Origin of the sequence: Rhizobium sp. EC-SD404 (assembly GCF_902498825.1) — a bacterium.
In the GTDB taxonomy this organism is placed as follows: Bacteria; Pseudomonadota; Alphaproteobacteria; order Rhizobiales; family Rhizobiaceae; genus Georhizobium.
Genome location: NZ_LR701459.1, coordinates 1,475,724 through 1,502,587 on the forward strand (window position 1 = coordinate 1,475,724; position 26,864 = coordinate 1,502,587).

At 63.0% G+C, this 26,864-nt stretch carries 22 protein-coding genes, 1 pseudogene and 1 riboswitch; of the genes and pseudogenes, 18 read left to right on the forward strand and 5 right to left on the reverse strand.

Going from position 1 to position 26,864, the window contains the following annotated elements:
• Nucleotides 1-42 precede the first annotated feature (42 nt).
• From putA to GC125_RS07990, 3 genes are all read left to right on the forward strand, one after another.
• On the forward strand, nt 43-3,162 hold the full coding sequence (putA, locus tag GC125_RS07980; protein WP_151985198.1) for a bifunctional proline dehydrogenase/L-glutamate gamma-semialdehyde dehydrogenase PutA: 3,120 nt from the start codon (nt 43-45) through the stop codon (nt 3,160-3,162).
• Nucleotides 3,163-3,291: 129 nt separating this feature from the next.
• Nucleotides 3,292-4,971 (forward strand): formate--tetrahydrofolate ligase, encoded by a 1,680-nt coding sequence (locus GC125_RS07985; RefSeq protein ID WP_151985199.1) that lies wholly within the window; start codon nt 3,292-3,294, stop codon nt 4,969-4,971.
• A gap of 4 nt (nt 4,972-4,975) precedes the next feature.
• Nucleotides 4,976-5,650, forward strand: a complete 675-nt coding sequence (locus GC125_RS07990; RefSeq protein ID WP_151987694.1) for a spermidine synthase — start codon at nt 4,976-4,978, stop codon at nt 5,648-5,650.
• Between the two features lie 4 nt (nt 5,651-5,654).
• On the opposite strand, the gene GC125_RS07995 is transcribed toward GC125_RS07990, so the two are convergent.
• A complete protein-coding gene (locus GC125_RS07995; protein ID WP_151985200.1) occupies nt 5,655-6,605 on the reverse strand; it encodes an extensin-like domain-containing protein in 951 nt (316 codons plus the stop codon).
• Nucleotides 6,606-6,929: 324 nt separating this feature from the next.
• Here GC125_RS07995 and GC125_RS08000 point away from each other — a divergent pair, with 324 nt between their 5' ends.
• On the forward strand, nt 6,930-9,116 hold the full coding sequence (locus GC125_RS08000) for an anthranilate synthase (RefSeq protein WP_151985201.1): 2,187 nt from the start codon (nt 6,930-6,932) through the stop codon (nt 9,114-9,116).
• Between the two features lie 12 nt (nt 9,117-9,128).
• Nucleotides 9,129-10,040, forward strand: coding sequence for a cation diffusion facilitator family transporter (locus tag GC125_RS08005; RefSeq protein ID WP_151985202.1), 912 nt, complete (start codon nt 9,129-9,131; stop codon nt 10,038-10,040).
• A gap of 52 nt (nt 10,041-10,092) precedes the next feature.
• Here GC125_RS08005 and GC125_RS08010 read toward each other — a convergent pair whose 3' ends face one another.
• On the reverse strand, nt 10,093-11,259 hold the full coding sequence (locus tag GC125_RS08010; RefSeq protein WP_151985203.1) for an acyl-CoA dehydrogenase family protein: 1,167 nt from the start codon (nt 11,257-11,259) through the stop codon (nt 10,093-10,095).
• A gap of 156 nt (nt 11,260-11,415) precedes the next feature.
• Here GC125_RS08010 and GC125_RS08015 point away from each other — a divergent pair, with 156 nt between their 5' ends.
• From GC125_RS08015 to GC125_RS08050, 8 genes are all read left to right on the forward strand, one after another.
• Nucleotides 11,416-12,111, forward strand: coding sequence for a winged helix-turn-helix transcriptional regulator (locus tag GC125_RS08015; RefSeq protein WP_151985204.1), 696 nt, complete (start codon nt 11,416-11,418; stop codon nt 12,109-12,111).
• 68 nt (nt 12,112-12,179) lie between these two features.
• A riboswitch (TPP riboswitch) is annotated at nt 12,180-12,294 on the forward strand.
• Nucleotides 12,287-12,898, forward strand: coding sequence for a YkoF family thiamine/hydroxymethylpyrimidine-binding protein (locus GC125_RS08020; RefSeq protein ID WP_151985205.1), 612 nt, complete (start codon nt 12,287-12,289; stop codon nt 12,896-12,898). Its footprint overlaps the riboswitch before it by 8 nt.
• Before the next feature lie 53 nt (nt 12,899-12,951).
• Complete coding sequence (locus GC125_RS08025) at nt 12,952-13,533, forward strand: ECF transporter S component (RefSeq protein ID WP_151985206.1); 582 nt, start codon at nt 12,952-12,954, stop codon at nt 13,531-13,533.
• Nucleotides 13,526-15,184 (forward strand): ABC transporter ATP-binding protein, encoded by a 1,659-nt coding sequence (locus GC125_RS08030; RefSeq protein WP_151985207.1) that lies wholly within the window; start codon nt 13,526-13,528, stop codon nt 15,182-15,184. Before GC125_RS08025 ends, GC125_RS08030 begins: the two co-directional genes overlap by 8 nt.
• Nucleotides 15,178-15,921 carry an energy-coupling factor transporter transmembrane component T family protein gene (locus GC125_RS08035; protein ID WP_151985208.1) on the forward strand — a complete coding sequence of 248 codons (744 nt, stop codon included), beginning with the start codon at nt 15,178-15,180 and terminating at the stop codon, nt 15,919-15,921. Before GC125_RS08030 ends, GC125_RS08035 begins: the two co-directional genes overlap by 7 nt.
• 138 nt (nt 15,922-16,059) lie before the next feature.
• Nucleotides 16,060-17,055, forward strand: a complete 996-nt coding sequence (locus GC125_RS08040) for an ATP-binding cassette domain-containing protein (protein ID WP_151985209.1) — start codon at nt 16,060-16,062, stop codon at nt 17,053-17,055.
• Nucleotides 17,052-17,873 (forward strand): ABC transporter permease, encoded by an 822-nt coding sequence (locus GC125_RS08045; RefSeq protein ID WP_151985210.1) that lies wholly within the window; start codon nt 17,052-17,054, stop codon nt 17,871-17,873. Before GC125_RS08040 ends, GC125_RS08045 begins: the two co-directional genes overlap by 4 nt.
• Nucleotides 17,874-17,955: 82 nt before the next feature.
• Nucleotides 17,956-18,498, forward strand: coding sequence for a hypothetical protein (locus GC125_RS08050; protein ID WP_151985211.1), 543 nt, complete (start codon nt 17,956-17,958; stop codon nt 18,496-18,498).
• 160 nt (nt 18,499-18,658) lie between these two features.
• Here GC125_RS08050 and GC125_RS08055 read toward each other — a convergent pair whose 3' ends face one another.
• Complete coding sequence (locus GC125_RS08055) at nt 18,659-19,030, reverse strand: DUF2019 domain-containing protein (protein ID WP_151985212.1); 372 nt, start codon at nt 19,028-19,030, stop codon at nt 18,659-18,661.
• Between the two features lie 1,198 nt (nt 19,031-20,228).
• Here GC125_RS08055 and leuA point away from each other — a divergent pair.
• From leuA to GC125_RS08070, 3 genes are all read left to right on the forward strand, one after another.
• Nucleotides 20,229-21,971: a 2-isopropylmalate synthase gene (gene leuA / locus GC125_RS08060; RefSeq protein WP_151985213.1), complete on the forward strand. Its 1,743-nt coding sequence runs from the start codon at nt 20,229-20,231 to the stop codon at nt 21,969-21,971.
• A complete protein-coding gene (locus GC125_RS08065; protein ID WP_151985214.1) occupies nt 21,968-22,783 on the forward strand; it encodes an alpha/beta fold hydrolase in 816 nt (271 codons plus the stop codon). The genes leuA and GC125_RS08065 overlap by 4 nt, the downstream gene beginning before the upstream one ends.
• Before the next feature lie 95 nt (nt 22,784-22,878).
• Nucleotides 22,879-23,571, forward strand: a complete 693-nt coding sequence (locus GC125_RS08070; RefSeq protein ID WP_151985215.1) for a hypothetical protein — start codon at nt 22,879-22,881, stop codon at nt 23,569-23,571.
• 96 nt (nt 23,572-23,667) lie between these two features.
• Here the strand turns inward: GC125_RS08070 and GC125_RS08075 are convergent.
• A pseudogene (locus tag GC125_RS08075) lies at nt 23,668-24,531 on the reverse strand (metallophosphoesterase family protein); the annotation flags it as partial.
• On the opposite strand from GC125_RS08075, the gene GC125_RS08080 reads away from it, so the two are divergent.
• The gene (locus tag GC125_RS08080; protein WP_502706042.1) at nt 24,514-25,044 is read left to right on the forward strand and encodes an NUDIX domain-containing protein; all 531 of its coding nucleotides are present in this window, start codon (nt 24,514-24,516) and stop codon (nt 25,042-25,044) included. The pseudogene GC125_RS08075 and the gene GC125_RS08080 sit on opposite strands and share 18 nt — an antisense overlap.
• Nucleotides 25,045-25,052: 8 nt before the next feature.
• Here the strand turns inward: GC125_RS08080 and GC125_RS08085 are convergent, their stop codons facing one another.
• Nucleotides 25,053-26,042, reverse strand: coding sequence for a glutathione S-transferase family protein (locus GC125_RS08085; protein ID WP_151985218.1), 990 nt, complete (start codon nt 26,040-26,042; stop codon nt 25,053-25,055).
• Between the two features lie 259 nt (nt 26,043-26,301).
• Between GC125_RS08085 and GC125_RS08090 the strand changes: the two genes are divergently transcribed.
• Nucleotides 26,302-26,802: a GNAT family N-acetyltransferase gene (locus GC125_RS08090; protein WP_151985219.1), complete on the forward strand. Its 501-nt coding sequence runs from the start codon at nt 26,302-26,304 to the stop codon at nt 26,800-26,802.
• The last annotated feature ends 62 nt before the right edge of the window (nt 26,803-26,864 follow it).

The following is a 26,864-nucleotide window of genomic DNA, read 5'->3' on the forward strand; positions in this document are numbered from 1 at the left end:
ATCTGCTTTGGTAGGATCGCGACAGATGTTTGGAGATCCACGATGACTGCTGCGCCGCGCCTTTCCACCCTGCGATTCGACGCACCCTATGGGGGCGATGACGATACCATCATCCGCGGCCATCTCGGCTTGATCGGCATGGACCAGGCGCAGGACCGCGCTATCGATCAAAGGGCTACCCGGTTGATCAATGCGATCCGATCGGAATCGGGGTCGATGGGCGGTGTGGAGGATTTCCTGCGCGAGTACGGGCTCTCCACGCGCGAAGGTCTCGCGATGATGGTGCTAGCCGAGGCTTTGCTGCGCGTGCCGGATGCGGCGACACAGGACAAGCTCATCGAAGACAAGCTGCGCGAGGGCGGCTGGAGCGAACACGAGTCGCATGGTGAAACGTGGTTCGTGTCAGCCTCCGCCTGGGCGCTTGGTCTCTCAGCCCGTGTCCTGAAACCCGGCGACACGCCCGAAGGCGTGATGCAGGGCCTCGTGCGGAGGCTTGGCATGCCGACGGTGAGAACCGCGACACGGCAGGCGATGCGGTTCCTCGGCCATCATTTCGTGCTCGGCGAGACGATCGAGGACGCGCTGTCGCGCGCGGCGCGCAACGAGGCGAAGGGTTATCGGCATTCCTTCGACATGCTCGGCGAGGGCGCACGCACTGCGGACGACGCGGCTCGCTACTGGCGCTCCTATGCCGAGGCGATCGAGGCGATCGGCAAGGCGCAGGCCAAGAGCGGCAAGGAACGACGCCTGCCCGAGCGCATGGGCATCTCGGTCAAACTTTCCGCGCTGCACCCGCGGTATCTCGCGACCCATCGCGACCAGGTCCTGGCGGAACTGGTGCCGGATGTGCTGCGGCTCGCACAGCGGGCGAAGGCGCATGATCTCAATTTCACGATCGATGCCGAGGAAGCGGATCGGCTGGAGCTTTCGCTCGACGTGATCGATGTCGTCTTCGCCGATCCATCGCTGGCGGACTGGGACGGCTTCGGTCTGGCGATCCAAGCCTACCAGAAGCGGGCGCCGATTGTGATCGAGCACATCGACATGCTGTGCCGGAAGCTTGGCCGGCGGATGATGGTGCGGCTCGTCAAGGGCGCTTACTGGGACACCGAGATCAAGCGCGCTCAGGAACGCGGACTTGCGGATTATCCCGTTTTCACGCGCAAGCCGGCGACGGACGTTTCGTACCTCGCCTGCGCCCGCATGATGCTGGACCGCCGGGCGCATCTCTATCCGCAATTCGCCACGCACAACGCCCTGACGATCGCGACCATCCTCGAGATGGCCGGCAGCGACCGCTCGGGCTTCGAGTTTCAGCGCCTGCATGGCATGGGGGAGGCGGTCTACGCCGATCTCGCCAAGAGCAACGAGCGCGTGCCCTGCCGCATCTATGCGCCGGTCGGCGGCTATCGAGACCTGCTCGCCTATCTCGTGCGCCGTCTTCTGGAAAATGGGGCGAATTCTTCCTTCGTCGCCGTGGCGGGGGATGTGAAGATCCCGGTGTCCAAGCTTCTGGTCAGGCCACAAAACCATCTCGCCATCGACAAGGGGCATTCGGCCCGCCACGAGAAAATCCCGTTGCCTGGCGCGCTATATGGCAACCGCCGCAACAGCGCCGGCCTCGAGTTCGGTTATCGCGCCGATTTGGACCAATTGGTCGCCGGCCTGGGTCGCGAAACCGCGACGGTGAACGCCCTGCCGCTTATTCCGGGAATCGCTTCGTCCGGAAAGGCCCAGCCCATTGTCGCGCCTGCCGATCCCGGTCGACAGGTTGGAACGGCAGTCTTCGCGACGGCCGCGGACGTCGACAAGGCCGTGACGGCGGCGCGCGGGGGCTTTGCCCGCTGGTCACGCACGCCGGTGCAAGATCGGACCGCGGCGCTGGAGCGGGCTGCGGACCTTCTGGAAAAGAACCGCGATGCACTGATGGCGCTTCTGGCACTCGAGGGCGGCAAGACCCTCGACGATGGGCTGGCGGAGATCCGTGAAGCGGTGGATTTCTGCCGATATTATGCGGCGCAGTCCCGGGAGCTTTTCGCCACGAAGGAGCGGATGCCCGGGCCGACGGGCGAGGACAATCATTACGGCTGGCGCGGGCGTGGCGTCTTCGCCGCGATCAGCCCATGGAATTTTCCGCTGGCGATCTTCCTGGGCCAGGTGACGGCAGCGCTTGCCGCCGGCAATGCGGTCATCGCCAAGCCTGCCGAGCAGACGCCGCTGATCGCCTATCGCGCGGTGCAGCTTCTCCACGAAGCAGGTGTTCCGCAGGACGTGCTCATCTTCCTGCCTGGGGCCGGGGATGTCGGTGCGGCGTTGACGGCGCATCCTTCAATCGCCGGTGTCGCCTTCACGGGATCGACGGACACAGCGCGGGCGATCAACCGCACGCTCGCCGGGAAGGACGGACCGATCGTTCCGCTGATCGCCGAAACCGGTGGTCTCAATGCGATGATCGTCGATGCCACCGCGCTTCCCGAGCAGGTGGCGGATGACGTGGTCATGTCGGCATTCCGTTCGGCCGGCCAGCGGTGTTCGGCGCTGCGGTTGCTCTTTCTCCAAACCGATGTTGCCGACCGCATGCTGGCCATGATCGAGGGGGCTGCAAGCGCCCTGAAGATCGGCGATCCGATGAACCCTTCGACCGACATCGGTCCGGTGATCGACGACGCGCAGAAGGAGATGCTCGAGAGCCACATCAAGGCAATGCGGGCGAGCCACACCGTTCGCACCACCGGCAAGGCGCCCGAGGCCGGAACGTTCTTCGCACCGCATATCGTCGAACTCGACCGTGCGGACCGGCTGGATCGCGAAATCTTCGGACCCGTCCTGCACGTGGTCCGCTATCGGGCGAAGGATCTGGATCAGGTCGTGGAAAGCATAGCGGCATCCGGCTACGGGCTGACGCTCGGCATCCATTCCCGGGTGGATTCCACCGTCTCGCGCATCATCGATCGGCTCGATGTCGGCAATGTCTACGTCAATCGCAACATGATCGGGGCCGTGGTCGGAACCCAACCCTTCGGTGGCTCCGGGCTATCGGGTACCGGGTTCAAGGCCGGTGGACCGCACTATCTGACCCGCTTTGCGCAAGAGCAGGTGGTTTCGATCAACACGGCCGCCGCCGGCGGCAATGCGAGCCTGATCGCCATGGGCGACGGCTGAACCACGTCCCGGTTCAATGCCCTGACTGCTGAATAAGTGATGCGCCATCTTGCGCGATGGCGTATCGCCGGGGCACCGTGGCGCTTGTCGAACTGCGGTGACCGCAGCCGTGCAAGCGAGGGGGAATTCATGACGAGTGTCCAGTCCGACATCAAGATTGCACGCGCTGCCGCGAAAAAGCCGATCATGGAGATTGGTGCCGCCCTCGGCATTCCAGCCGACCAGCTTGTGCCTTATGGCCACGACAAGGCGAAGCTCTCGGCGGACTTCATCGGCAGCTTGAGCGGCCGCCCGGACGGAAAGCTGATCCTCGTCACGGCCGTCAACCCGACGCCGGCGGGTGAAGGCAAGACGACGACGACGGTCGGCCTCGGGGATGGGCTGAACCGGATCGGCAAACGCGCGATTGTCTGCGTGCGCGAACCATCGCTCGGCCCATGCTTCGGCATGAAGGGCGGCGCAGCCGGCGGCGGATATGCTCAGGTCGTGCCCATGGACGACATCAACCTCCACTTCACCGGCGACTTCCATGCCATTACGGCAGCTCACAATTTGCTGTCGGCCCTGATCGACAATCATCTCTATTGGGGCAATGCGCTTGGCATCGACAGCCGCCGGGTCGTGTGGCGCCGTGCGCTCGACATGAACGACCGGGCGCTGCGCGATATCGTCAGCAGTCTCGGTGGCGCGTCGAACGGCTTTCCGCGCCAGACCGGGTTCGACATCACCGTCGCGTCGGAAATCATGGCCATTCTCTGCCTTGCATCCGACCTCGAAGATCTGGAGCGGCGCCTGGGCGACATCATCGTCGCCTATCGGCACGATAAATCTCCCGTCTTTGCGCGCGACCTGAAGGCCGATGGCGCGATGACGGTCCTGCTCAAGGACGCGATGCAGCCCAACCTCGTGCAGACGCTCGAGAACAATCCGGCCTTCGTCCATGGAGGGCCGTTCGCCAATATCGCTCATGGCTGCAACTCGGTGGTGGCAACGCGCACGGCATTGAAGCTTGCCGATTACGTCGTGACCGAAGCGGGGTTCGGCGCTGACCTCGGCGCGGAGAAATTCTTCAACATCAAGTGCCGAAAGGCCGGCTTGAAGCCCGCGGCCGCCGTCATCGTCGCGACGATCCGGGCCCTGAAGATGAATGGCGGCGTGGCCAAGGCCGATCTCGGCCACGAGAACGTCGATGCGGTGAAGGCAGGCTGCGCCAATCTCGGCCGCCACATCGAGAACGTGAAGCAGTTCGGCGTGCCGGCCATTGTCGCCATCAATCATTTCTCAGGCGACACCGACCGCGAGATCGATGCAGTTCGGGACTATGTCGCGGGCTTCGGCGAGGAGGCGATCGTCTGCCGCCACTGGGAAAAGGGCTCGGCCGGCATCGTCGACCTGGCCGAAAAGGTCGTGGAGCTGGCAGAGACCGGCCACGCGCAATTCGCGCCGCTCTATCCGGACGAGATGTCGCTGTTTGGCAAGATGGAGACCGTCGTCAAGCGCATCTATCGCGGCGGGGAGGCCGTCGCCGAACCAACCGTGCTCGATCAGCTGTCCCAGTGGGAAGCGGCCGGATACGGCCATCTTCCGGTCTGCATGGCAAAGACCCAGTACTCCTTTTCCACCGATCCGACCGCGCTGGGGGCTCCGAAAGATCACACTGTGGCGATCCGCGAGGTTCGGTTGTCGGCCGGTGCCGGTTTCGTCGTCGCGATCACCGGCCAGATCATGACGATGCCGGGCCTGCCGCGGACGCCGGCGGCGGAGACGATCCATCTCGATGACCGCGGCCAGATCGAAGGCCTGTTCTGATCCGATGATCCCCTGGGTACATCTCGATACGGCGATCGTGCCGGGCGATGGCACGCCGCTGAAGCTGATGCAGCGCGGCCATGAGTTCTCGATCATGACCGGCGCCACCGAACTGATGAACAGCCGCTTGAGCGGTTCGGAAGAGGTGCTCGCGGAACGGTCCTGCGCGCTTGTCGCGGATCGCGCCCGGCCGCGCATTCTGATCGGTGGTCTCGGCATGGGCTTCACGCTGCGTGCCGCGCTGAAGGCCTTGAAAACCGAAAGCGAGATCGTTGTCGCCGAACTCGTGCCGGCGGTGGTGACGTGGGCGCGGGGACCGTTGCAGCCGATCTATGGCGAGAGCCTCGGCGACCCGCGCGTGACGATCATCGAAAGCGATGTAGGCGCCGTCATTTCAGCCGAGCCCGGCCGCTACGATGCGATCCTGCTCGACGTCGACAATGGCCCGGACGGGCTGACACGCGATGCCAATGAAGGGCTCTATAGCTTCGCCGGCCTGGAAAGGGCGAAGCGTGCCTTGGCCAAGAACGGGGTTTTGGCCGTCTGGTCTTCGGCGCCGGATGCGGGCTTTTCGCGCAGGCTCAAATCATCGGGGTTTGCCGTGGAAGAAGTGAAGGTGCGCGCCAGGCGCTCACGCGGGGCGCGGCACCTCATCTGGCTCGCAACGCGCACGGACTAGCCCGTCACGGCGTCTGGCAGAGACGGTAATCGCTCGAGCGTTTGGCGATGTCGAGATGCAGATGATCGTCGTGATAGGCGTCCGAGCCGGGTCCGAGAACTGTCGTGAAATGCAAACAAGCGCCCGAGCCGACCGCCTTCTGGAAGGCTTCGCTGGCATCGCCGTCACCTTCCTTGGGTGAAACGGTGATGGCTTCTCCGCTTTCGAAGGTGAAGCTCATGATGTCGATGGCGTTGCCCAGCGCATGTTCCGAGATGTCGGCTTCTTCGACGTTGTTGCGCGGACGGCAGACATAGGTCGAACCGTGGTTGAGTGTCGTGAGCTGGCCGAGTTCGAGCGCGCGGGCGGCGGGCAGGACTTCTCCACGCACCCATTTCGCCAGCGCCAGCGCGGTTGCACAGCGCATCTGCGTTTCCGGTTCGAGCGCGATGCCCGGCAGGATGCTTGTGACGGCGAAGGGCGTGTCGACTCCGCATCCAGCCTGTTCGGCACCTTCGGGTTCGATCGTGTCCAACAGCGTAAATTCCGCACCCAGGCCGCGCAGTTCGGCACGGCAGGCACGCAGTGCGGCTGCGTCTTCGGGCTCCGGGGGGAGGGGCTCGGTGATTTCCTCCTCGACGGGCTCTTCCTCGACTTCACCGGCATCCGCATCCGCATCGGTACCGGCGTCAGCGTCTGCGTCATCGGAATCTTCGTCGACATCCTCCTCGGGACGCTCATCCGGGACCGGCACGTCTTCGGGGGCTTCCTCTTCCGCTTCCCCGCCGTCGACGGGCTGATCGGCATCATCGCTTGGTTCGGCATCGCCGGGAAGCTCCGGTCGCTCTTCTGGCAAGGGCGCGTCGCTGGCTTGCGGCAAAGTCGGATCGGGCTCGGTTTCCTGAGCAGTCGCAGGCGTCATCAGCGCGAGCGCGAGAATTGCGGCGGCTACGCTGCAGGCAAATCGAGTGTCCATGAAGGATTGATCCTCTCCCACGGCGCATCTGCGCCGAGCGCTCCCCGGTCCCTGAACGCATCGTTTGAGTCCGGGTTCCCATGGTCGACGGAAGAGTGGTGCCTGCGCTCGCGAATCCAGTTGCGGCTGGCCGCTTTCGCCGGTAATGAGAATTCATGAACATGGCACGCGCAAACAAGAATTGGTGGTGGGCACGCTGAAGCGGCCGCGACCAGTCGTGCGTGACTGATAGACCGAAGCCGCCCAGGATCACTCCCGGCGGCTTTTTCGTTTGAGCCCGCCGGACAGGGTGTCCGGGCTGAACGAAAAGGGTGGGCAGCGACGATGGCTCGGATTGACGATGACGGCGCGCAATCTTTCATGACGGAAGGTGGCGTGGAGGTTTCCCGGCTGCGGCGGGAGGTCGGCTATGGTGGTGCGATCGACAGCTACATCGATCGTCTCGATGAGCGGCGTGGTGCCGTTTTCTCGTCGAACTACGAATATCCGGGCCGCTACACCCGTTGGGACACGGCGATCGTCGATCCTCCGCTGTCGATCACGGCACGTGGCCGTGCGGTGACGCTCGATGCCTACAACGATCGCGGCGCCGTGCTGCTGCAGATGATTGCAGCGCGGCTCGCCTCCGAGCAGGAGATGACGCTCGGCGAGCGGACGGAACGCAAGCTTTCGCTGCTGGTGCATGAGCCGAGCCGCCTTTTCACAGAGGAGGAGCGCTCCCGCGTCCCCACCGTCTTCACGGTGCTGCGCGCGATCGTCGATCTGTTCCGGTCGTCCGAAGACAGCAATATCGGTCTCTATGGCGCCTTCGGCTACGATCTCGCCTTTCAGTTCGATCCGGTGAAGCAGTCCCTGCCGCGGCCGGACGATCAGCGCGACCTGGTACTTTTCCTGCCCGACGAAATTCTTGTCGTCGACCATTATTCGGCCAAAGCCTGGATCGATCGGTACGATTTCGCCAAGGATGGCGCGACGACTTTCGGTCGTGACGGATCGGTTGATGCCGAACCGTTCCAGGACACAGGCACGGTTCCGGAAAAGTGCGATCACCAGCCGGGCGAATACGCCGATCTGGTTCGCCGCGCGAAGGAAAGCTTCAAGCGTGGCGATCTGTTCGAAGTCGTACCGGGACAGATGTTTCGCGAACGGTGCAAGTCGAAGCCTTCGGCGATCTCGCGCCGGCTGAAGGCGATCAATCCGTCGCCCTATTCGTTTTTCATCAATCTCGGAAACCAGGAATATCTGATTGGCGCCTCGCCGGAGATGTTCGTGCGGGTCAATGGCCGGCGTGTCGAGACCTGCCCGATCTCGGGCACGATCAAGCGCGGCGAAGACGCAATTTCTGATTCAGAACAAATCCTCAAGCTGTTGAATTCCAAGAAAGATGAGTCCGAGCTCACCATGTGTTCGGATGTCGATCGGAACGACAAGAGCCGCGTTTGCGAGCCCGGTTCGGTCAAGGTTATCGGTCGTCGTCAGATCGAGATGTATTCGCGCCTCATCCACACGGTCGACCATATCGAGGGACGGCTCAGGGACGGGATGGACGCGTTCGACGCTTTCCTCTCGCATGCCTGGGCCGTGACCGTTACCGGCGCGCCGAAGCTCTGGGCGATGCGCTTCATCGAAGCCAACGAAAAGAGCCCGCGCGCCTGGTATGGCGGCGCGATCGGCATGGTGAACTTCAATGGCGACATGAATACCGGGCTCACGCTGCGCACCATCCGCATCAAGGCGGGCGTGGCGGAAGTGCGCGCCGGCGCGACGCTGCTCTATGACAGCGATCCGGAAGAAGAAGCAGCCGAGACCGAACTCAAGGCTTCGGCGATGATTTCGGCCATTCGGGACGCTGGCAACGCATCGGTGGCCGCGGGGGCGCGCAAGACTGATCGGGTCGGCGACGGCGTATCGATCTTGCTCGTCGATCATGAAGACAGCTTCGTGCACACGCTGGCCAACTATCTGCGCCAGACCGGTGCCTCAGTCACCACCGTGCGTTCGCCGGTGGCCGACGAGGTGCTCGATCGCATCGATCCGGATCTGGTGGTGCTTTCGCCGGGGCCAGGCAGTCCGAAGGATTTCGATTGCAAGGCGACGATCAAGCGTGCGCGGGCGAGGGGCCTGCCGATCTTCGGCGTCTGCCTGGGGCTGCAGGCACTGGCGGAAGCCTATGGCGGCCAGTTGCGCCAGCTGGCCTTGCCCATGCATGGCAAGCCATCACGCATCCGCATCATCGATCCGGGCGCGGTCTTCGACGGCTTGCCCTTCGAAGTGACGGTCGGGCGGTATCACTCGATCTTCGCCGATCCGGCGAGCCTGCCTGCGGACTTCCGGATCACGGCGGAAAGCGAGGACGGCACGATCATGGGTATCGAGCATGTGCGAGAGCCGGTCGCCGCGGTGCAGTTCCACCCGGAATCCATCATGACGCTCGGCCAGGATGTCGGCATGCGCATCATCGAAAACGTCGTGGCGCGGCTCGCGCGTCGTGCCGATGTCGCGGCCGCCTGAAGGACGACGAGCGTGGTTCCAAGCAACAGCGCGCGGGTGAGGCAACTCGCCTTCTGGTCGATCCCGATCGCACTTGTCGTGACGGGCATGAAGCTCGTCGCCTGGTGGGTGACCGGGTCGGTCGCGCTGTTGTCGGATGGCTTGGAATCGATCGTCAACATCATCGCGGCGTTGATTGCATTTTACGCCGTCTCCTACGCCCATAAGCCGGCCGATGCGGATCATCCGTTCGGGCACCACAAGGCGGAGTATTTTTCGGCCGTCATCGAAGGCGTGCTGATCGTGGTGGCGGCGATCGCCATCATGCAGCAGGCGATCCCGGCACTGCTTGCGCCGCAACTGCCGGAAGCCGCAGGACTTGGTCTGACGATCAATCTCGCCGCTGCCGCCATCAACGCGGCTTGGGCCTATATCCTCATCCGCGAGGGGCGCGCCTACCGGTCGCCCGCACTCGTCGCCGACGGGCACCATATCGTGTCCGACGTCGTCACCTCGGTCGGCGTTTTCATCGGTCTCGTTGCGGCGCTCGTCACGGGCTTCGCAATCCTCGATCCGCTGCTTGCCATCATCGTCGCCATCAACATTCTCTTCCAGGGCTGGAAGGTGATCTCGAGCTCTGTCGGCGGCTTGATGGACCGCGCCGTCGATGCGCAGGACGACGCCCTGATCCGCGCTGCGATTGCCGACCACGCCGAAGGCTCTGTGAACGTGCACGACCTGAAAACCCGTCAGGCGGGACCGGCGACCTTCGTCGATTTCCACATGGTCGTGCCGGCCGACATGACGGTTGCCGCCTCCCACGTGATCTGCGACCGGATCGAGGATGCCATCCGGGCCGCAGTACCGGGCGCCCGCATCGCCATCCACGTGGAGCCGGAAGGCGTTAAGGCCCACGGGGTCCGGGTGATCCCGCAGGAGGGCTAACGGAACAGAGATGATGGGCTGCGACACTGTCGACCCATCATCCTGCCTAGTCTCAGAAGACCGTGTCCACCGGAAGCCCCAACGCCATCGCGCCGGCATAGGCGGCTTGCGGTCCCCGCTGCAGGGGATGGAAACGGGCCCCCTGAATGTCACGGAAGCACCGTTCCAGCCCCGCTCTGCGGTAAAAGCCCGTTCCGCCGGCAAGCTCCAGCGCCAGCTCGACCGCCTCGATCGCTTTGTCCGCCACCAGCGTGCGCCCCATCATCACAGCGTTGACCGTCTCGGCCGAGGCTTCGCCGCGCATCGCGGTTTCGACCATGAAGCGGTGCGCCAATTGTGCGGCCTTGAGGCTCGTCTCCATCCTACCTGCAAGATCGAGCGCGTGGGACGTCGTCGGTTTACGGGAGGCGATATCGATGGCGATGTCACGCGCCCGCTCCGCGACACCGAGATAGACAGCGTAGATCAAGGGAAATGCGACGGTCGCGATGATCTGGAACACCGGATGCCACCGACCCGCCGGGCGCTTGAAGGCTATCGCGGCATCGGCCACGAAAAGCCCGTCAACCACGACATCATGCGACCCCGTACCCCGCATGCCGAGCGCGCGCCAAGTCGGCTCGATCTTGACCTCGGCCGCCTTCATCGGGATGCCGAAATGGATCACCGACGACGTTCCATCGCCCTCGTCGACGAGCGCTCCCGACATCAGGATATCGCCTGCGGGCGCTGCGGAGGTGAAGACCTTGCGCGCCTTGATGCGATAGCCGCCTTCGACGCGCTCTGCCGTCCCGGATCCGCCGATCCAGTCCGACCCGCCGCTTGAAAGCAGGATGATGTGTTCGCTTGCCACGCGGCGCAGAAGCGGTTCCACGGCCGCGACCTGTTGATGGCGCCACCGCCAGGAGGGAACCGCCACTTGATGCGTGTGCATAGAGAAAGCGAGTGCCGTCGAGCTGCAGCCATGGGCGAGCGCGCGCAGCATCTCAGCCAACTGCTCGACATTTGCTCCACCTCCGCCGAACTCGGCCGGCACGCCGGCCTCGACAAGACCGACTTCTTTGAGAAGAGCAACATTCTCCGCGACGAATGCATCCTGTTCGTCAGAGTCTTCGGCGCGCTTCTTCAGCTCCGGAATCAGTGTCTTGGCGATTTCCAGCGGATCCCTGCCTGCGCTTCGAAAGCGTGATGCTTCGGTGTCCTGAACAGCCAGTGCCATGATCATTCTCCCTCGATTGCGTTGATCGTGGCGTGATGGTCGGCCTGCACGAGCTCGAAATCCAGTTCAGGAACTGTACTGGGCTTTTCGTATCGCAGGTCTCGTGAACGCGGTATGATCCGCGCTGGGCGACGGGGCTATGGCGAGGGCCAGCCCATGACGGAGCATGCCGGTTACGGACAATTCTGCCCGGTTGCGATGGCAGCCGAAATCCTCTGTTCACGATGGACAGTGCTGATCGTGCGCGAGCTGATTTGCGGGACAACGCGCTTCAACGATCTCCGGCGCGGGGTACCGCGCATGTCGCCAGCGCTTCTCTCGAAACGGTTGAAGGAACTGGAGCAAGCCGGCGTTATCGAAGCCGTTCGACGCAACGACGGAACTGTCGTCGAGTATCAACTCACGCGCTCGGGCCGTGACCTGGAACCCTTGGTGATGGGCTTGGGCATGTGGGGTCAGCGCTGGGTGGAGTCCCGGCTTTCGCTCAAGAACCTCGATCCGTCGCTGCTGATGTGGGACATGCGCCGGCACCTCAATCCAAAGCCGCTTCCGCCGCGCCGGTGTACGATTCAATTTCTGTATCCCGAACTACCGACAAATCGCCAGAGCTGGTGGCTGGTCGTCGATCGCGGCCAAGTCGATCTCTGCAATTTCGATCCGGGCTTCGATCTCGACCTGTTGGTGACCGGAGATCTGCGCAGCATGACGGCGGTCTGGATGGGACTTGCCCAGATCCGCGGCGAGATCGACGCGGGGAGGCTCGCCGTCGATGGTGATCCGACCATCGCAAACGCCATGCAGCAATGGCTTGGCTTAAGCCCTTTTGCACCCCACGAACGGCAGGTCGCCTGACGGCAGCCGGAAATTTCTTCGCAAAACAAATGGGTCTTGCACCGACCAGAAGAGCACGATAGCTTTCGCTCATTCGACAGGGGTGCTCCGTATTGCCGGGGCTGAGATGCGAGGCGCATGAAGCCTCCGGACCCTTTAGCTGATCTGGTTAATGCCAGCGGAGCGAGGCGACGACATGTTTTCCGGTGCACAGATTTCCCTTTATCCGATGTCCGACGATTTCGTGCGGATCATCCTCGATGCGGTTCAGGCACTCGATCCTTATCGGGACCGGTTTCGCATCGAAACCGATGACGTGTCGACGCTGATCGTCGGTCCGCCGGAGGATTTGTTCCCCGCCATGCGCGACGTTTTCGTGCGTGCGGCGCAATCCGGCGTCCACTGCGTGTTTTCGGCAACCGTCTCGCGCGGCTGCCCCGGTGAGCCGGACGATCCGATCTGCACGCCGATCTCGGGTGCAGGCAACGCGTTGCCGCTGGCAGAGCGGATCGAGGCAGCCTGTGCGCATGTGGCCGATGCGCCCGTGACCGGACAGCATGTCGCGGCCCAGTTTTCGCTCTATCCGCTCGGCGAAGGGCACCACATGGACGAGATCTATGGGTGCATCGATTTCCTGAAATCGTCGGGCGTGTTCGACCGTTCGAAGAACTTCTGCACTAAGCTCGGGGGCGATGCCGGCGCGGTGTTCGCAACGCTCTCGGAAGCCTTCCTGCGTTTCGGCGATGCGCGCGGCCATGTGGCGCTCGACATCACCGTTTCGGCCAACAGTCCGAGCAAGCGCGCCTGAGGGCGCGGCGCTAACCCATTCTCCCGTTTCATATTTCCTTCAAGAGGCCTGTCATGCACAGCAACAGCTGGACCCTGCGCGAAATCCTGATCGTCGCCTTTCTCGGAGCCGTTTTCGGCGTCCTTTACCTGGCCTGGGTTCAGGTCTGGCTCATCACGCAGGCGATCTTCGGGCCGGTGACGATGGATGTCGTCATGGGCTTCTGGTTCATCGTCTCGATCATCGCCGCGTCCATCATCCGCAAGCCGGGTGCGGCGCTTCTGTCGGAAGTTCTCGCGGCGGTGGTCCAGGTGCTGCTCGGGAGTCCGGCGGGCCTGCTGCTGATCGTCACCGGCCTGGTCCAGGGAGCCGGTGCGGAAGCCGTCTTCGCGGCCACGCGATGGAAGAACTACCGCTTGCCCGTGCTCATGGCGGCAGGCGTGGGCGCGGCAGTCGCTTCCTTCATCTACACGTGGATCCGCTTCGACTATGGCGCGCTCGCACCCGGCCTGCTGATCGCAATGTTCGCTCTCAGATGCCTGAGTGGCGCTCTGCTCGGCGGCCTTCTTGGCCATTGGGTGACGCAGGCGCTCTATCGCACGGGCGTGCTTTCCGGTCTCGGCATCGATCGCGACCGGCGGGTCGTCCATGGCTGAACAGCCTGCCGCGGTTCTCATCGACGGGGTCTCGGTCACCTATGCCGCGTCGGACACGGCGGCGGTCGGGCCGGTCGATCTCGTCATCCGTCCGGGCGAGCGCTGGCTTCTGCTTGGCGCGTCCGGATCCGGCAAGTCTTCGCTGCTCAATGCGCTGACCGGCCTCATCCCGCACTCGATCGCGTCGGAGCGAACCGGTGAGGTCAGGCTTCTTGGCGAAGATGTTGCGGCGCGCACTCCGGCGGGCTGGAGCAGTTCCGTCGCGCGGCTTTTCCAGAAGGCGGAGCAAACGCTGTGCGGCATGACGGTTGCCGATGAGGTCGCCTTCGCGCTTGAAAATCAGGGCCTGCCTGCCGACGAGATCGCTATGCGCGCGGAAGCGGCGATGCGCTCGATCGGCCTGCCGCAGGACTGGCTCGACAGACGCTCAAGCCACTTGTCAGGCGGCGAAAAACAGCTTGTCGCGATTGCTGCCATCATGGCGCAACAGGCGCCGATCATCGTTGCCGACGAGCCGACGGCGCATCTCGCACCCGAAGCGGCGCGCCGGCTGGAGCGCCTCTTGCTGGATGTTCCGCCTCATGGCGCCGCACTCATCGTCGATCACCGGCTCGATGATCTCATCACGCTCATCGATCGCGTCGCCATCCTCGGAGGCGATGGACGCATCGTCGCCAGCGGGCCTCCGCGCGCAGTGTTTCGCGACCATGGGCGCACGCTCGATCGTCTGGGCATTTGGCGGCCGATCGGCAGCCGGCTCGACGACCGGCTGATGGCGATCGGTCACGAGGTCGAGCCGCCGCCTTTGACCTTTGCCGAAGCGCTTCACGCCATGGACCGGCTGCCCCCTCCGCTGATCGACCGAGCTCGTGCCGCGCTCGTCGACTTCATCGCGCCGCGGATCGCACAAGCAGGGGCAATCGGCGCCACCGTCGCCCGGCTCGATGGGGCTTCCTGCGCGCCGCTCTTCGCCAAGCCGGTCCTGCATGATGTGACGGTTTCGATTGCAGCGGGCGAGGTGGTCGCGATTCTCGGCGCCAACGGAGCAGGCAAGTCGACGCTCGCTGCCAGTTTGGCGGGGCTCCTGCGCCTGAAGGCGGGACGTCGGGAGGGGGCGATGGGTGGCATCTCTTTCCAGAATCCCGACAGCCAGTTCATCGCGGGATCGGTCGGCGAAGAGCTTGCCGCCGCTCTTGATGCCGCCGGCGTGCGGGCGGAGGTGGCCGACGTAGAGGCGCTTGCCGAGCGTTGGAGGCTGGTGGCACTTCTCGATCGCCATCCGATGCAGCTTTCGGAAGGGCAGAAGCGCCGTCTCTCGCTTGCCCTGTTGATGGCCGGCGATCGGTTTCCGCTGATCGTGCTGGATGAGCCGACCGGGGGGCTCGATGCAGCGGGCAGCGATGCGCTCATCGCTGAAATCGACCGGCTTCGCGATCGGGCGAGGGCGGTGGCGATCGTTACGCACGACATGGATTTTGCGCTTGCGACGGCAGCACGCTGGATCATCGTCGGCGATGGCCGCATCCTTTCCGATGGCCCGGCCTCCGAGCTCATGCGCGATCGCGCGCTCATGAAACGGGCAGGGCTTGCGCCACCGCACCTTCTTGCGGCGCTGGACTGGCTGGAAAAAGAGCCGGTGCCCGCATGTTGAGAACGGTTCATCCGCTGCCGAAGCTTGTCGTCGCGCTGATCTGGCTTGCCGCCTCGATCTTCATGTTCGACGCACCGTTCCAGATCGCGGTGATCCTGACGTGCGTGACAATCCTGATCGCTCTCGAGCGTCTTTCGCCGCTGCTCGTGCTTGCGTTGATCGTACCCTTCGCGCTGTTCGGTGCGGGCTTCATCACCACCAGTGTGCTCTTCCGGCAGGAAAGCGAATTCGCGGTGCAGATGGCGAAGGAAACGCCGTTCGGCGACGGGCGGCTGCAGGCCGGCATCGTGCTTTTTCTGCGGGCGATCGCCTGCGGGATGGTGTCGGCGGTCTTCGTGCTGACCACCAACCCGGGCAGTTTCGTGAAGGCGCTGATGGTGAATTGGCGTCTTTCGCCGCGCATCGGCTATGCGCTTTTCGCGGCGCTGCAGCTGGTGCCGGACCTTGCCGCCGAATTGCAGCAGATGCGGCTTGCTCGCGCCATGAGGCGCGGCGCTCCGCCACGGCGCATTCCGGGGCCTCTGGAGGTGGGATCGCTCGTCGTCCCCCTCATCGCCTACGCCATCCGGCGGGCGGGTGACACCGCGTTGGCGATGGAAAGCCGAGGCCTCGGCGCATCGCCCAGGCGCACCGTCATCGGCGCGCCGGTCTCATCCAAACGTGACGCCATCTTCTGCTTCACCGGGTTGGCCTGGCTTCTGTCGCTTTACTGGATGACCTTGAGAATGCCTCTTTAGACAGGTGCTGTCTTCAAAATTGGCCTGGAACTGGTGTAAGGCAGCGCGATCGATCGAAAATTCGGATCGCCTGTCGGCTGACGGCTTTTGCCTTCGTCCTTGGCAGTATCGACCACAGATTGAGACGGGCTAGCCATGATGTCAGACACCTACCAAGCAGGCGAGGCGAGACATGCCATCGTCGCCAAGGGCCTGGTCAAGCGCTTCGGCGATGTGACCGCCGTTGCCGGTATCGATCTCGTCGTGCCGCGCGGCATGATTTTCGCCATTCTCGGCCCGAACGGTGCGGGCAAGACGACGCTAATGCGCATGCTGGCGACGCTTGCGACCCCGGATGGCGGCTCGGCGATGGTGATGGGGCATGACCTGATCCAGGATCCGGACGCCGTGCGCAGTGCGATTGCCATGACCGGCCAGTTCGCTTCGCTCGACGAGGACCTCACGGGGCGCGAGAATCTCATTCTCATTGCGCGGCTCTGGGGTTTCAAGAGCCGGGCCGCGCGCGAGCGGGGCGACGAGCTTCTCGCCGCCTTCGATCTTTTCGACGCGGCGACCAAGCAGGTGAAGGATTATTCCGGCGGCATGCGTCGGCGGCTCGATATCGCCGCATCGCTGATCGTCACTCCGGGTGTGCTCTTTCTCGATGAACCGACGACGGGTCTGGACCCAAAAGCGCGGCAGGGCGTGTGGCGGATGATCCGAGGGCTCGCCGACAGCGGCGTCACCATTCTTCTGACAACCCAGTATCTCGAAGAAGCCGACCAGCTCGCCTCCCGCATCGCCGTAATCGACCATGGGCGCAAGATCGCGGAAGGCACCAGCCGTGAGTTGAAGGCGGAGACCGGCTCCGGCTTCCTGCATGTGGCACTCGCCGATCCCGCGCATCTCGACCGCGCCGCATCGGTTCTCGAAGCACAATTGAAGAATTCCGTGCAGCGCTCGGCAGAAGGCGCGACGCTGTCGATCATCGCTGGTTCGCCGGAAACGGCGAATGCCGCTCTTGCCGCGCTGATCGCCGAAGGCATCGCGCTCGCCGATTTCTCGATGGGGCAGCCGACGCTCGACGAAGTGTTCTTCGCGCTGACGGGCGAGCGCACCGCTACGGACATGCCGGAGAGGGAGGCTGCGGAATGAGCGATCGACCGATGGATCATCCGGTGGAAACCGCCGGCCTCAGACATGTCGCCCGGCCGCCGAAGCCTTCCGCATTCTCCAACGCGCTTGTCTTCGGCTGGCGCGCTGTCCTCAAATTCAAGCACGTGCCCGAGCAGCTCTTCGATCTTGTCATGACGCCGATCATGTTCACGCTGCTCTTCACCTTCGTTTTCGGCGGCGCGCTGGCGGGTTCGACGGGGGACTACCTGCAGTTCTTCCTGCCGGGCATTCTCGTTCAGACCGTGATGTTCAACTCGGTCTATTCCGGCATGGGTCTGTCGACCGATCTCGGCAAGGGCCTCTTCGATCGTTTCCGCTCGCTGCCGATCTGGCCGCTGGCCCCCTTCGCCGGGCTGATGGTGGGCGATATCCTGCGCCACCTGATCGCCGCGACGATTATCCTGACCATCGGGCTGATCCTCGGCTACCGGCCGGAGACGGGGCTTCCCGGTGTCATCGGGGCCTTCGCGCTGCTCGTCGCCATCGGCTTCGGCATGGGCTGGATATTCATGGTGCTCGGACTTCTCATCCGCACGCCGACGACGGTGATGACGATGGGCTTCACCTTCCTCTTTCCGCTCGTCTTCGCCTCCAACATCATGGTCGATCCGGCGACGATGCCCGGCTGGCTGCGGGCTTTTGTCGACGTCAATCCGGTGAGCCTGATGACGACGGCGATCCGTGGACTGATGAACGGCGGCGGCAGTTTCGCCGAGGTCGGTCTCGCTTTGATCGCGCCTGCGCTGGTGACGGCGATCCTCGCGCCGGTCACCCTGATGCTCTATCGAAGGCGTTGAGGTCTTCCTTCGGACCCACGTTTGCGTCATAGACCACAAGGGTGCGGTCCGGCCGGCCGCAGTGGGGAGCTCGCCGCCGCTTATGCATGATTTCAGCCTGTTCGACTTCAGCCCGCTCGTCATTCTCGACAGCCGGATGGATGCCGTTCCCGTCGAGAAGCGCGTCGCGATCGCCGAGCGCGAGCGGCTCAAGCCACGCGACAAGCCGCCTATCGTCGAGATCGATGGCCTTGTGCTGAAGCGTCCGATCAGCCGTATCTTCGAAAAGGAAATCTATCTCTCCGACCCGAAGCTGAAGGATGCCGAAGACCGCCGCGTCGTGGCCATCGGCCGGCCGCACGAGGGCAATTTCCACCTCTACAACTACATCATCCCCGAGACTGGCGCGTCCTTCACCAACCGCGCGCTGACGTCCGGGCCGCGCCTGCGTCAGCTTGTTCTGCTGGCCGTCGCACTCATCATTACTTTCGCCATGGCCTTCTTCTCGATCGGCTTCTTCCAACGTGGCATTGTCATGGGCCTGGTCTGGCTAACCCCCGCCGTCGTGTTCCTATCGGTCGCCAAGCACTTCTGGGAGCAGTACAAGGCGGACCGGATGCTGGCGGAGTATGTGGAGCGGGCGTGAAGCGCGGGCATCAGCTCACCGGTATGCATTGCGACTTTTCATTCGGGAAGTCGGCGACGGCTTCAGGCAGCACTTCATGCAATTGCAGCACTAGAGCATGAGGAGCATTACGTGAACATCCGGGCTCATGCAATCAAAGATTGCGGGCAGTTCTCCGATATCAATCTGGCTCCCAAACACCTGAATCCCAAGCATGAAGCGACATTCCCGCCGAGCCGGCCTGTGGCCAGGAAGATGCGCTGATGCGTTCCAAGACTCGTCGCGCTTCTACTGGGGCAACAGATCGGGTGGCCTGTGCGGCGAGGAAGCGGACTTCCATGCTGGGGTGGTCATAAAGAGCCAGCAGAGCGATGCGCTGATCGCCGGGCCGCGCCCGCAGTTCCGTTTGGATCGCTACCTTCTGCCGATAGAGTTTCTTGTAGAGCGCCAAGCGACCATCGATGTCTGCCTGCTCCATCCTGAGCGCGACATCTGCGAAGTTAGCCACAAGCGCATCAACCTTTGTACTTGATAGATCAGGTACAGTTGTCATGGCTTGAGCACTCCGAACTTCTGCAAGGCCCTTAGGCCCTCGCGTCTCTGCTCCATCCAAGATCTTGCCATAAGGAAAGCGCGAGGGCTTTTGCCTCCGTAATCATCATTCGGTCTGCATACCATCGATTAATCAGCCAGTGCCGCATCCGCGGTATCAGCACGATGTTGTTAGGATCATTGATCATATCCTCGGAAAAACCGCTCAGTCTAGCAGTCGATCGTTCGACGATGTGGTGTCTGTCATAGCCCGCCAATGGCGTTTTCGCTCTGTTGAGCAGTTCCTCAAGCGTGCGTGGGGCATCGCGGTAGGATTCGATCAGCGGAAGTCTGTCATACAGTCAATGTCCGATCGTGATTGCTCGACCCCAGGGCGTCGCTCGCCAAGCGTTGCGCGCGATCCATTCTGCGACCCGTATAGCGATGCGCGTTCTTTCTCGCGAGCTACGAGGGCGCGGGTCAGGAATTCCCGGCCAGTCATCCGGTGGTTCGGACGGATCAAAGTTCGCTGCTAGCGCAGGAAAATCTCTGTCGGCGGTCGATTGAGCGGGGGATCGATTGGCCGATTGCTCTCCGTCCACCCGAACCCATCTGCCACCCCTTCGGCTGCCCCGTGGCACGCGCGGTTGGTTCGGGTCGAAATTCGCCTTGGCCAGAAGATATCTGACATAGTTTGCGTGGATCAGCACCGCATGGGCGCTCAGATGCCAGCGTTGGCGCAGCAGATCGTCGATTTCTCTTCGGTTGGCATTTGCCATGGAAGCCCCCAGCAACCGTTCCAGAATACGGTCGGCGCTGCGGGCGGGGATGAAGTCGATGACTATTCAGGCGTTCCGCCGGCGGCGCGTTCGAGATTCCAAAGCCCTTGCGTAGCACGTCCCCCGCTTGCCTCTCCTTCCATCCTCGGCTATCACTCCTTCCATGAGCAAGAGGCGCAACACGGCTGGATCTTTCCGCGACATGGGCATTTCGTCCGTGTCAGTCCGTGCGCGTACGCTCAGCTCGCTTCTTCTTCTCGGCCTTACGCGCGGTTGCCGGGTCCTTTGAGGAGCGCCCGGCGGCCGTAGAGGCTTTGCCGGCAACAGCTCCTTATCCCTTTGACACTGCCAGTGAATTGACCGATTGAGGTCCCGCTTATGCGATGTTTCGTGCCCCGCTGAGGGCACGCGCGTCGAGCGGAGGAGACGGAGACGAAAGCCATGACTGTCCACGCCAAGCAAGAAAAGTCCGCAGTCCGCAGCCGACAGGGCATGCCGAGCGCGCCCGAGAAGTACCAGCCCTATCCGCAGATCGATCTCTCCGACCGGACCTGGCCGTCGCGCCGGATCGAGAAGGCGCCGATCTGGTGTTCTGTGGATCTGCGCGACGGTAACCAGGCGTTGGTCGACCCGATGGGCCACGATCGCAAGGAGCGCATGTTCAAGCTGCTGCTCGACATGGGTTTCCCGGAAATCGAGATCGGCTTTCCATCTGCGTCGCAAACGGATTTCGATTTTGCGCGCTGGTGCGTGGAGCAGGGCAATGTGCCGAGCGACGTCTCGCTGCAGGTGCTGGTGCAGTGCCGGCCGGAACTGATCACGCGGACATTTGAAGCGCTCGAAGGCGCACACCGGCCGATCGTCCATTTCTACAACTCGACATCGGAGTTGCAGCGCCGCGTTGTGTTCCAGAAGGATGTGCGCGGCATCAAGGAAATCGCGACCGATGCCGCAAAGATGATCATGGACATGGCGTCCAAGGTCGGCGGCGGCGCGGACAGTTACCGGTTCCAGTATTCGCCGGAGAGTTTTACAGGCACCGAGCTCGAGGTTGCGCTCGAGATCTGTAACGCGGTCACCGAGATCGTGAAGCCAACCCCCGACAACAAGCTGATCATCAATTTGCCGTCGACCGTAGAGATGTCGACGCCCAACATCTATGCCGACCAGATCGAATGGATGTGCCGCAACCTCGATAACCGCGAGAACCTGATCATCTCGCTGCACCCGCACAACGATCGCGGCACCGGCATTGCCGCAACCGAACTCGGCCTGATGGCCGGAGCGGACCGTGTCGAAGGCACGCTCTTCGGCAATGGCGAGCGCACCGGCAACGTCGATGTGGTGACGCTGGCGCTCAACATGTTCACCCAAGGCGTCGATCCCGAGCTGGATTGCTCGGACATCGAGCGGATGAAGGCCGTCTACGAATATTCCAACCAGATGACGATCGCCGAGCGCCACCCTTATGTGGGTGAACTCGTCTACACCGCATTCTCCGGCTCGCACCAAGATGCGATCAACAAGGGTATGAAGGCGATCAAGATCGCCAACAAGCCGCTCTGGGAAGTACCCTATCTGCCGATCGACCCGAAGGACGTCGGCCGGAGCTACGAGGCCATCATTCGTATCAACTCGCAGTCGGGTAAGGGCGGCATCGCCTATATCCTGCAAGAGGATTACGGGCTGAATCTGCCGAAGAAATTGCAGGTGGAATTCCGCGAAGACATCCAGCGTATCACCGACGAGGAGGGCAAGGAGTTGCCGTCCCGCCGCATCTATGAGCGCTTCATGGAACGCTATGTCGGCCAGCCCGGCTCGCGGCTTTCCTTTGTCGACCACCACACCTATGCGGAAGGATCGGTAAAGGGCAGGCGTATCGTCGCTGCCGAAATCACTGATGGCGGCGAGACGAAGCGGATCGAAGGCAAGGGCACAGGCCCGGTCGACGGGTTCGTCGATGCGCTCAACAAGTATCTCGGCATCGAGATGACGGTCGCCGACTATTCGGAGCATTCGATGCAGCACGGATCGAATGCGGCAGCGATCTGCTACATGGAAATGGAGCATGACGGGCGCACCATCTTCGGCGTCGGTGTGAACCAGAACATCGTTGCCGCATCGCTCGAGGCGATCGTCTCCGCTGCCAATCGCATCATCGATCGTATCGGTGGTGCCGGATGACGGCGGACAAGGCCAAGGCGGATCGATCCGAGACACCGCTTTTCGCCATCACCGAGGGAGATGCGACGGCGCGCGCGCCGGTCGTCTTCCTGCACGGCTTCGGCGGCTCGGCGGATGTCTGGGCCGATGTCGCCGCCGCCATCGCCGTCGATCATCCGACGGTCGCCTATGATCTGCCCGGGCACGCGCGCTCGCTCGCATCTTCCGGCATCGGCGGGGCAGGGCGGATGGCGAAGGCGATCGCAGCCGATCTGGACAGCCGCGGCATCGCCGGCGTGCATCTCGTCGGCCATTCGATGGGTGGCGCGGTGGCGGCACTTCTGGCGCTTCGCGATCCAAACCGAGTCGTTTCTCTGACATTGCTCGCGCCCGGTGGCTTCGGGTCGGAGATCAATCATCGGCTGCTTCAGCGCTATGCGCAGGCGGCCGATGCCCATGCCATCCGGCTTGCGCTCGAGGAGATGTATGGCTGGAACCGGCCGTTCAGCGATGCGACCGTCGAGGCCTATGTGGCTTTGCGTGCGCAGCCGGGTGCGATCGAAACGCTGCTCGCGATTCATGAAACCATGACGACGGGCACTGGCCTCGATCGGCGACAGGGCATGATCGCGCGTGCCGATCTCGAAACGCTGACGATGCCGGTCAAGGTCCTCTGGGGCAAGCAGGATCGCGTCCTGCCAACACGCCAGGCGCATCGGTTACCGCCGCTATTCGCGGCCCATGTCTTCGAGGACACCGGGCATATGCTAATCGACGAGCAGCGCGAAGCGGTCATTACGCTCGTCGAGCAATCCATCAAGACGGGTGGCTAGCTCTTCCGCGTGACGGCCGTCTCCCTCGCCAAGGCCGCTCGCATTGTGTTAATAAACAGTTAAGCCGCTTTCTGGCTCAGCGAGGGTTCTGCGTGATGAGCGATCAGTCCAGATCTGCGCGCCAGCGGCGCCTCTCGGAGATCATTCGAGAAGTGAAGGTGGCCGCAGCCGAGCGAGACGACGTGGTCGTCGACATGCGCGATGCGGATCGGGCGCGCCTGGAACTGCTCGCTCAGGAACTTGAACCCGTCATCGCCGACGTGCCGGCCGAGGACGATCAGTTCGATTTCGCCTTGTCCTCCGGACTACAGCCACGGTTCTGGATCGACGCCGTTGCACATGTCCATATGGCCCGCGACCGGCGGACCTATCGCTTCGTGCGCGACACCAGGCTTGGGCGCACCCTCATGAGCGAAACGGCAGACATGGCGGAGACGGCGGACTCCGTCTCGCGCTATATTGCCGAGCGGATCATTCAGCGCCAACGTCTGCTCGAAGGCGATTTCGAAGCAATGCGGACGTCTTACGAGACTGAAGTACGATCAAGCGCGCCAAGCGGACGGCGTGGCCGGTCACTGCCGGCTGACAACGCCAAGGCGGATGCTGCTCACCCCCCGTTGTCGAGCGCGCCGACATCACCGTCGGCTCTGGCTCTGCCGACCACAGAACGATCGCAGGGCTCCAATTCGAGAAGCCTACTTGTCGGCTTCATCTGGTTCCTGAGCGGTTGCATATTGGGCGGCCTGCTTCTGATGGCGTCGTTCGCCGATCGCTTCCTGCAGCAATGATGCCCGGTCCTGGCCAAGCGCCGGGTCGATGTGACCGGGCGGAACCGTTTCGGGCCGGGTCAGATCGTCGTCGCTGATCCGGATCGGCTTGTCGCCGCCATCCTCCGGCAGTTGAAACCGTTCAAGCCGGCACTGCCAATCGTCGGGTTTCCCATCGATCGAGAAGTAATTGTAGGTGGCCGTCGGTTTGACGCCGCCTGGGCCTTGGCTCGCCGAGGCGATGCCGACCACGGGGACGAGCCCGCCAGGCGAAGGCAGCCAGTGGATCGTGTTGAGATGGGTATGGCCGTGCAACACCAGTTCGGCGCCTGCGTCGCGCAAAACTCGCGAGAAGCGCCCGATGCCGATCATGCGCTTGTGCCAGATCGCGGCGCGGCGAACCGGCGGATGGTGGATCATGACGATCCGAAAAAGCCCGGCGTTCTTGGCCTGCTTCAGCAACTCGACTGTGCGTCGTGCTTGCGGAATGCCGAAATAGCCGCTCGCCACGAAGGGCGGAGTTGCGGTGGCGGTCGAAATGCCGATCAGCGCAACGTTCTGGCGAACGCGCATGAACGGAAACAGCCCATTGTCTGGCCGGATCAGGCGCTCATCGTCGCTGGTCATGTAGCTGCGCCAAGCAACGGCCACCTTGTCGTAGGCGCCGGGCACATAGGCATCGTGGTTGCCGGGCACCACCGACGTCGAGAGCCCATCGCCGATGGCCTCAAGCCACGCGGTCGCGACATCGACTTCGTTGTCGGTTGCGAGATTGACCAGGTCGCCAGTGATCGCGAGGTGGTCGGGCTTCTTCTCGAAGATGTCGTCGAGCAGCGCTTCCAGCACATTGCCGAACAGCGCCTTGCGCCGATGGCGCCGCCAGTTCACATAGCCCGTGATGCGCTTGGATGCGAGTTCGCGCATGGACGGGACGTGTTCGAGCCCCAGATGGATATCGGAAATATGAGCCAGCCGAAACATTCAGGCACCGATCCGGAGCTGCGTCAGGCCGAACCGCCGAGCTTTGGTGTGCGTCAGTTGGCGCGGCGCTTGCGGCTGAGACTCTATCATTTCTTCTTCCTGGTCAGGCGACCGATGACGCTTGGCGTGCGCATGCTGGCATTCGATCGGGATGGCCGCATCTTCCTGGTGCGGCACACCTATGTGAGCGGATGGCATTTGCCGGGTGGCGGGGTGGACCCCGGCGAGACGGTTCTGCAGGCCGTTGAAAAGGAACTTCGCGAGGAAGGCAACCTCACGCTGATCGAAGCGCCACGACTCGCCGGCGTCTATTTCAATCGCGGAGCAAGCAGGCGGGATCATGTGGTCCTTTATCACTGTTCGCTCGTGGCGCAGGAACGTGCCAAGCGTGCGGATCGCGAGATTGCCGAGGCTGGGTTCTTCAACGTGGATGCTTTGCCGGAGGGAACGACCCCGGCCACACGGAAAAGGCTCGCGGAGCTCAATGGTTCCGAAGCCTCTCCCTATTGGTAGGCCGGCTGTCAGGCAGCCTGTGCCAGATGGTCCCGACCGTGGGGCGCATCGTAATCCAGTGCGGGGCCGACGGGAACGATCCCCGTCGGGTTGATGGTGGCATGGCTGCCGTAATAGTGCCGCTTGATGTGAAGCAGGTTGACGGTCTCGGCGATGCCCGGCATCTGGTAGAGTTCGCGCATGTAGCCCGAAAGGTTCGGGTAATCAGCGATGCGGCGCAGATTGCATTTGAAGTGGCCGACATAGACCGGATCGAACCGGACCAGTGTCGTGAAGAGCCGCCAATCGGCTTCCGTCACGCGCTCGCCGACCAGGTAGCGATTTTTCGAGAGACGTTCTTCGACCTCATCCAGCGCATCGAAAAGAGCCGTGAAATGCTCTTCATAGGCTTCCTGGGTCGTGGCGAAACCACATTTATAGACGCCGTTGTTGATCGCGTCGTAGACAAGGTCGTTGATCTCGTCGATCTCGCCGCGCAGCTCCTTCGGGTAGAAATCTAACTTGTCGTCACCGATCTCGTCGAAGGCTGAATTCAACATCCGGATGATGTCGGCGGATTCGTTCGACACGATCGTCCCGCGCTCCTTGTCCCAGAGCACCGGCACGGTGACCCGGCCGGAATAGACCATGTCGGCCTTGGTGTAGACCTGCCAAAGCTTCGAGAAGCCGAAGAGGTGATCGACTGTGCCGCCGTCACGGTCTTTGAACTCCCAGCCATTCTCGCCCATGTGGTAATCGACGACCGAGACGGAAATCGCGTCCTCGAGCTTCTTGAGCTTGCGGAAGATCAACGTGCGGTGCGCCCACGGGCATGCATAGGAGACATAGAGGTGGTAGCGGCCAGCTTTGGCCTTGAAGCCCTTCTCTCCGGTCGGCCCGGCGGAGCCGTCGGCTGTCACCCAGTTGCGAAACTGCGATTCAGACCGCTTGAAATGGCCTTTCGTTTCCTTGGTGTCGTACCAGACATCCTGCCATTGTCCCTCGACGAGCAAGCCCATTCACCGATCTCCATTATTTTAGCGTCTTGTATCCATTGTAGGCGGAACGCGGCTCTGCGGGAAACGATGCACCGAAGACAGTCTGTTTTTCCTGTTGGCGGTGGCGCAGCCCCATGCTATCGCCGCGATGCCCTGACAGCGGGGCACTAGGAAAGCAGCTTTGCATCAGCCGACCAGACAGCGACGATCCTGATTGTTCCCGTGCCTCGAGAGAGGGCGCGGCGCACCCTCGTTGCGGTTCATTGCTGGTCCAGCCTTCATGCTTAATCCCGATATCGTCTATCTGACCGAAGACCCGTCGCACGACGGCATCATTCAATTGATCAACCAGGAAGCCTTCGGGCCGGGCCGTTTCACCCGCGCCGCCGAACGTGTGCGCGAGCAGGGGCCGCACGATCGCCGCCTTTCGTTCGTTGCAAGCGAGAACGGCGCGATCGTGGGTTCCGTGCGGCTCACGCCCGTGCTCGCCGGCGGAGTGAAGGCGCATCTGCTCGGCCCGCTGGCCGTACGGCCCACGCACAAGAACCGAGGGATCGGGCGGGCGCTCGTCGCCATATCGGTCGGTCGTGCACTCGATCAGGGCAGCGAAGGCGTGATCCTCGTCGGCGATCCGCCCTATTATCAGCCACTCGGTTTCGAGCTGGTCGCGATCGGGACGCTGGCGTTCCCCGGCCCCGTCGATCCATCCCGCATTCTCATCGCCGGCTGCTCGCCGACGGCCCGCGCGAAGCTTGCGGGCACGATCGGCTGGCGGACTTAGGGCAATTTCGCTGTTTTTCGAACCGCTCAATTGCCCCCAGTTTTTGGTTAGTCGCGTTTCCG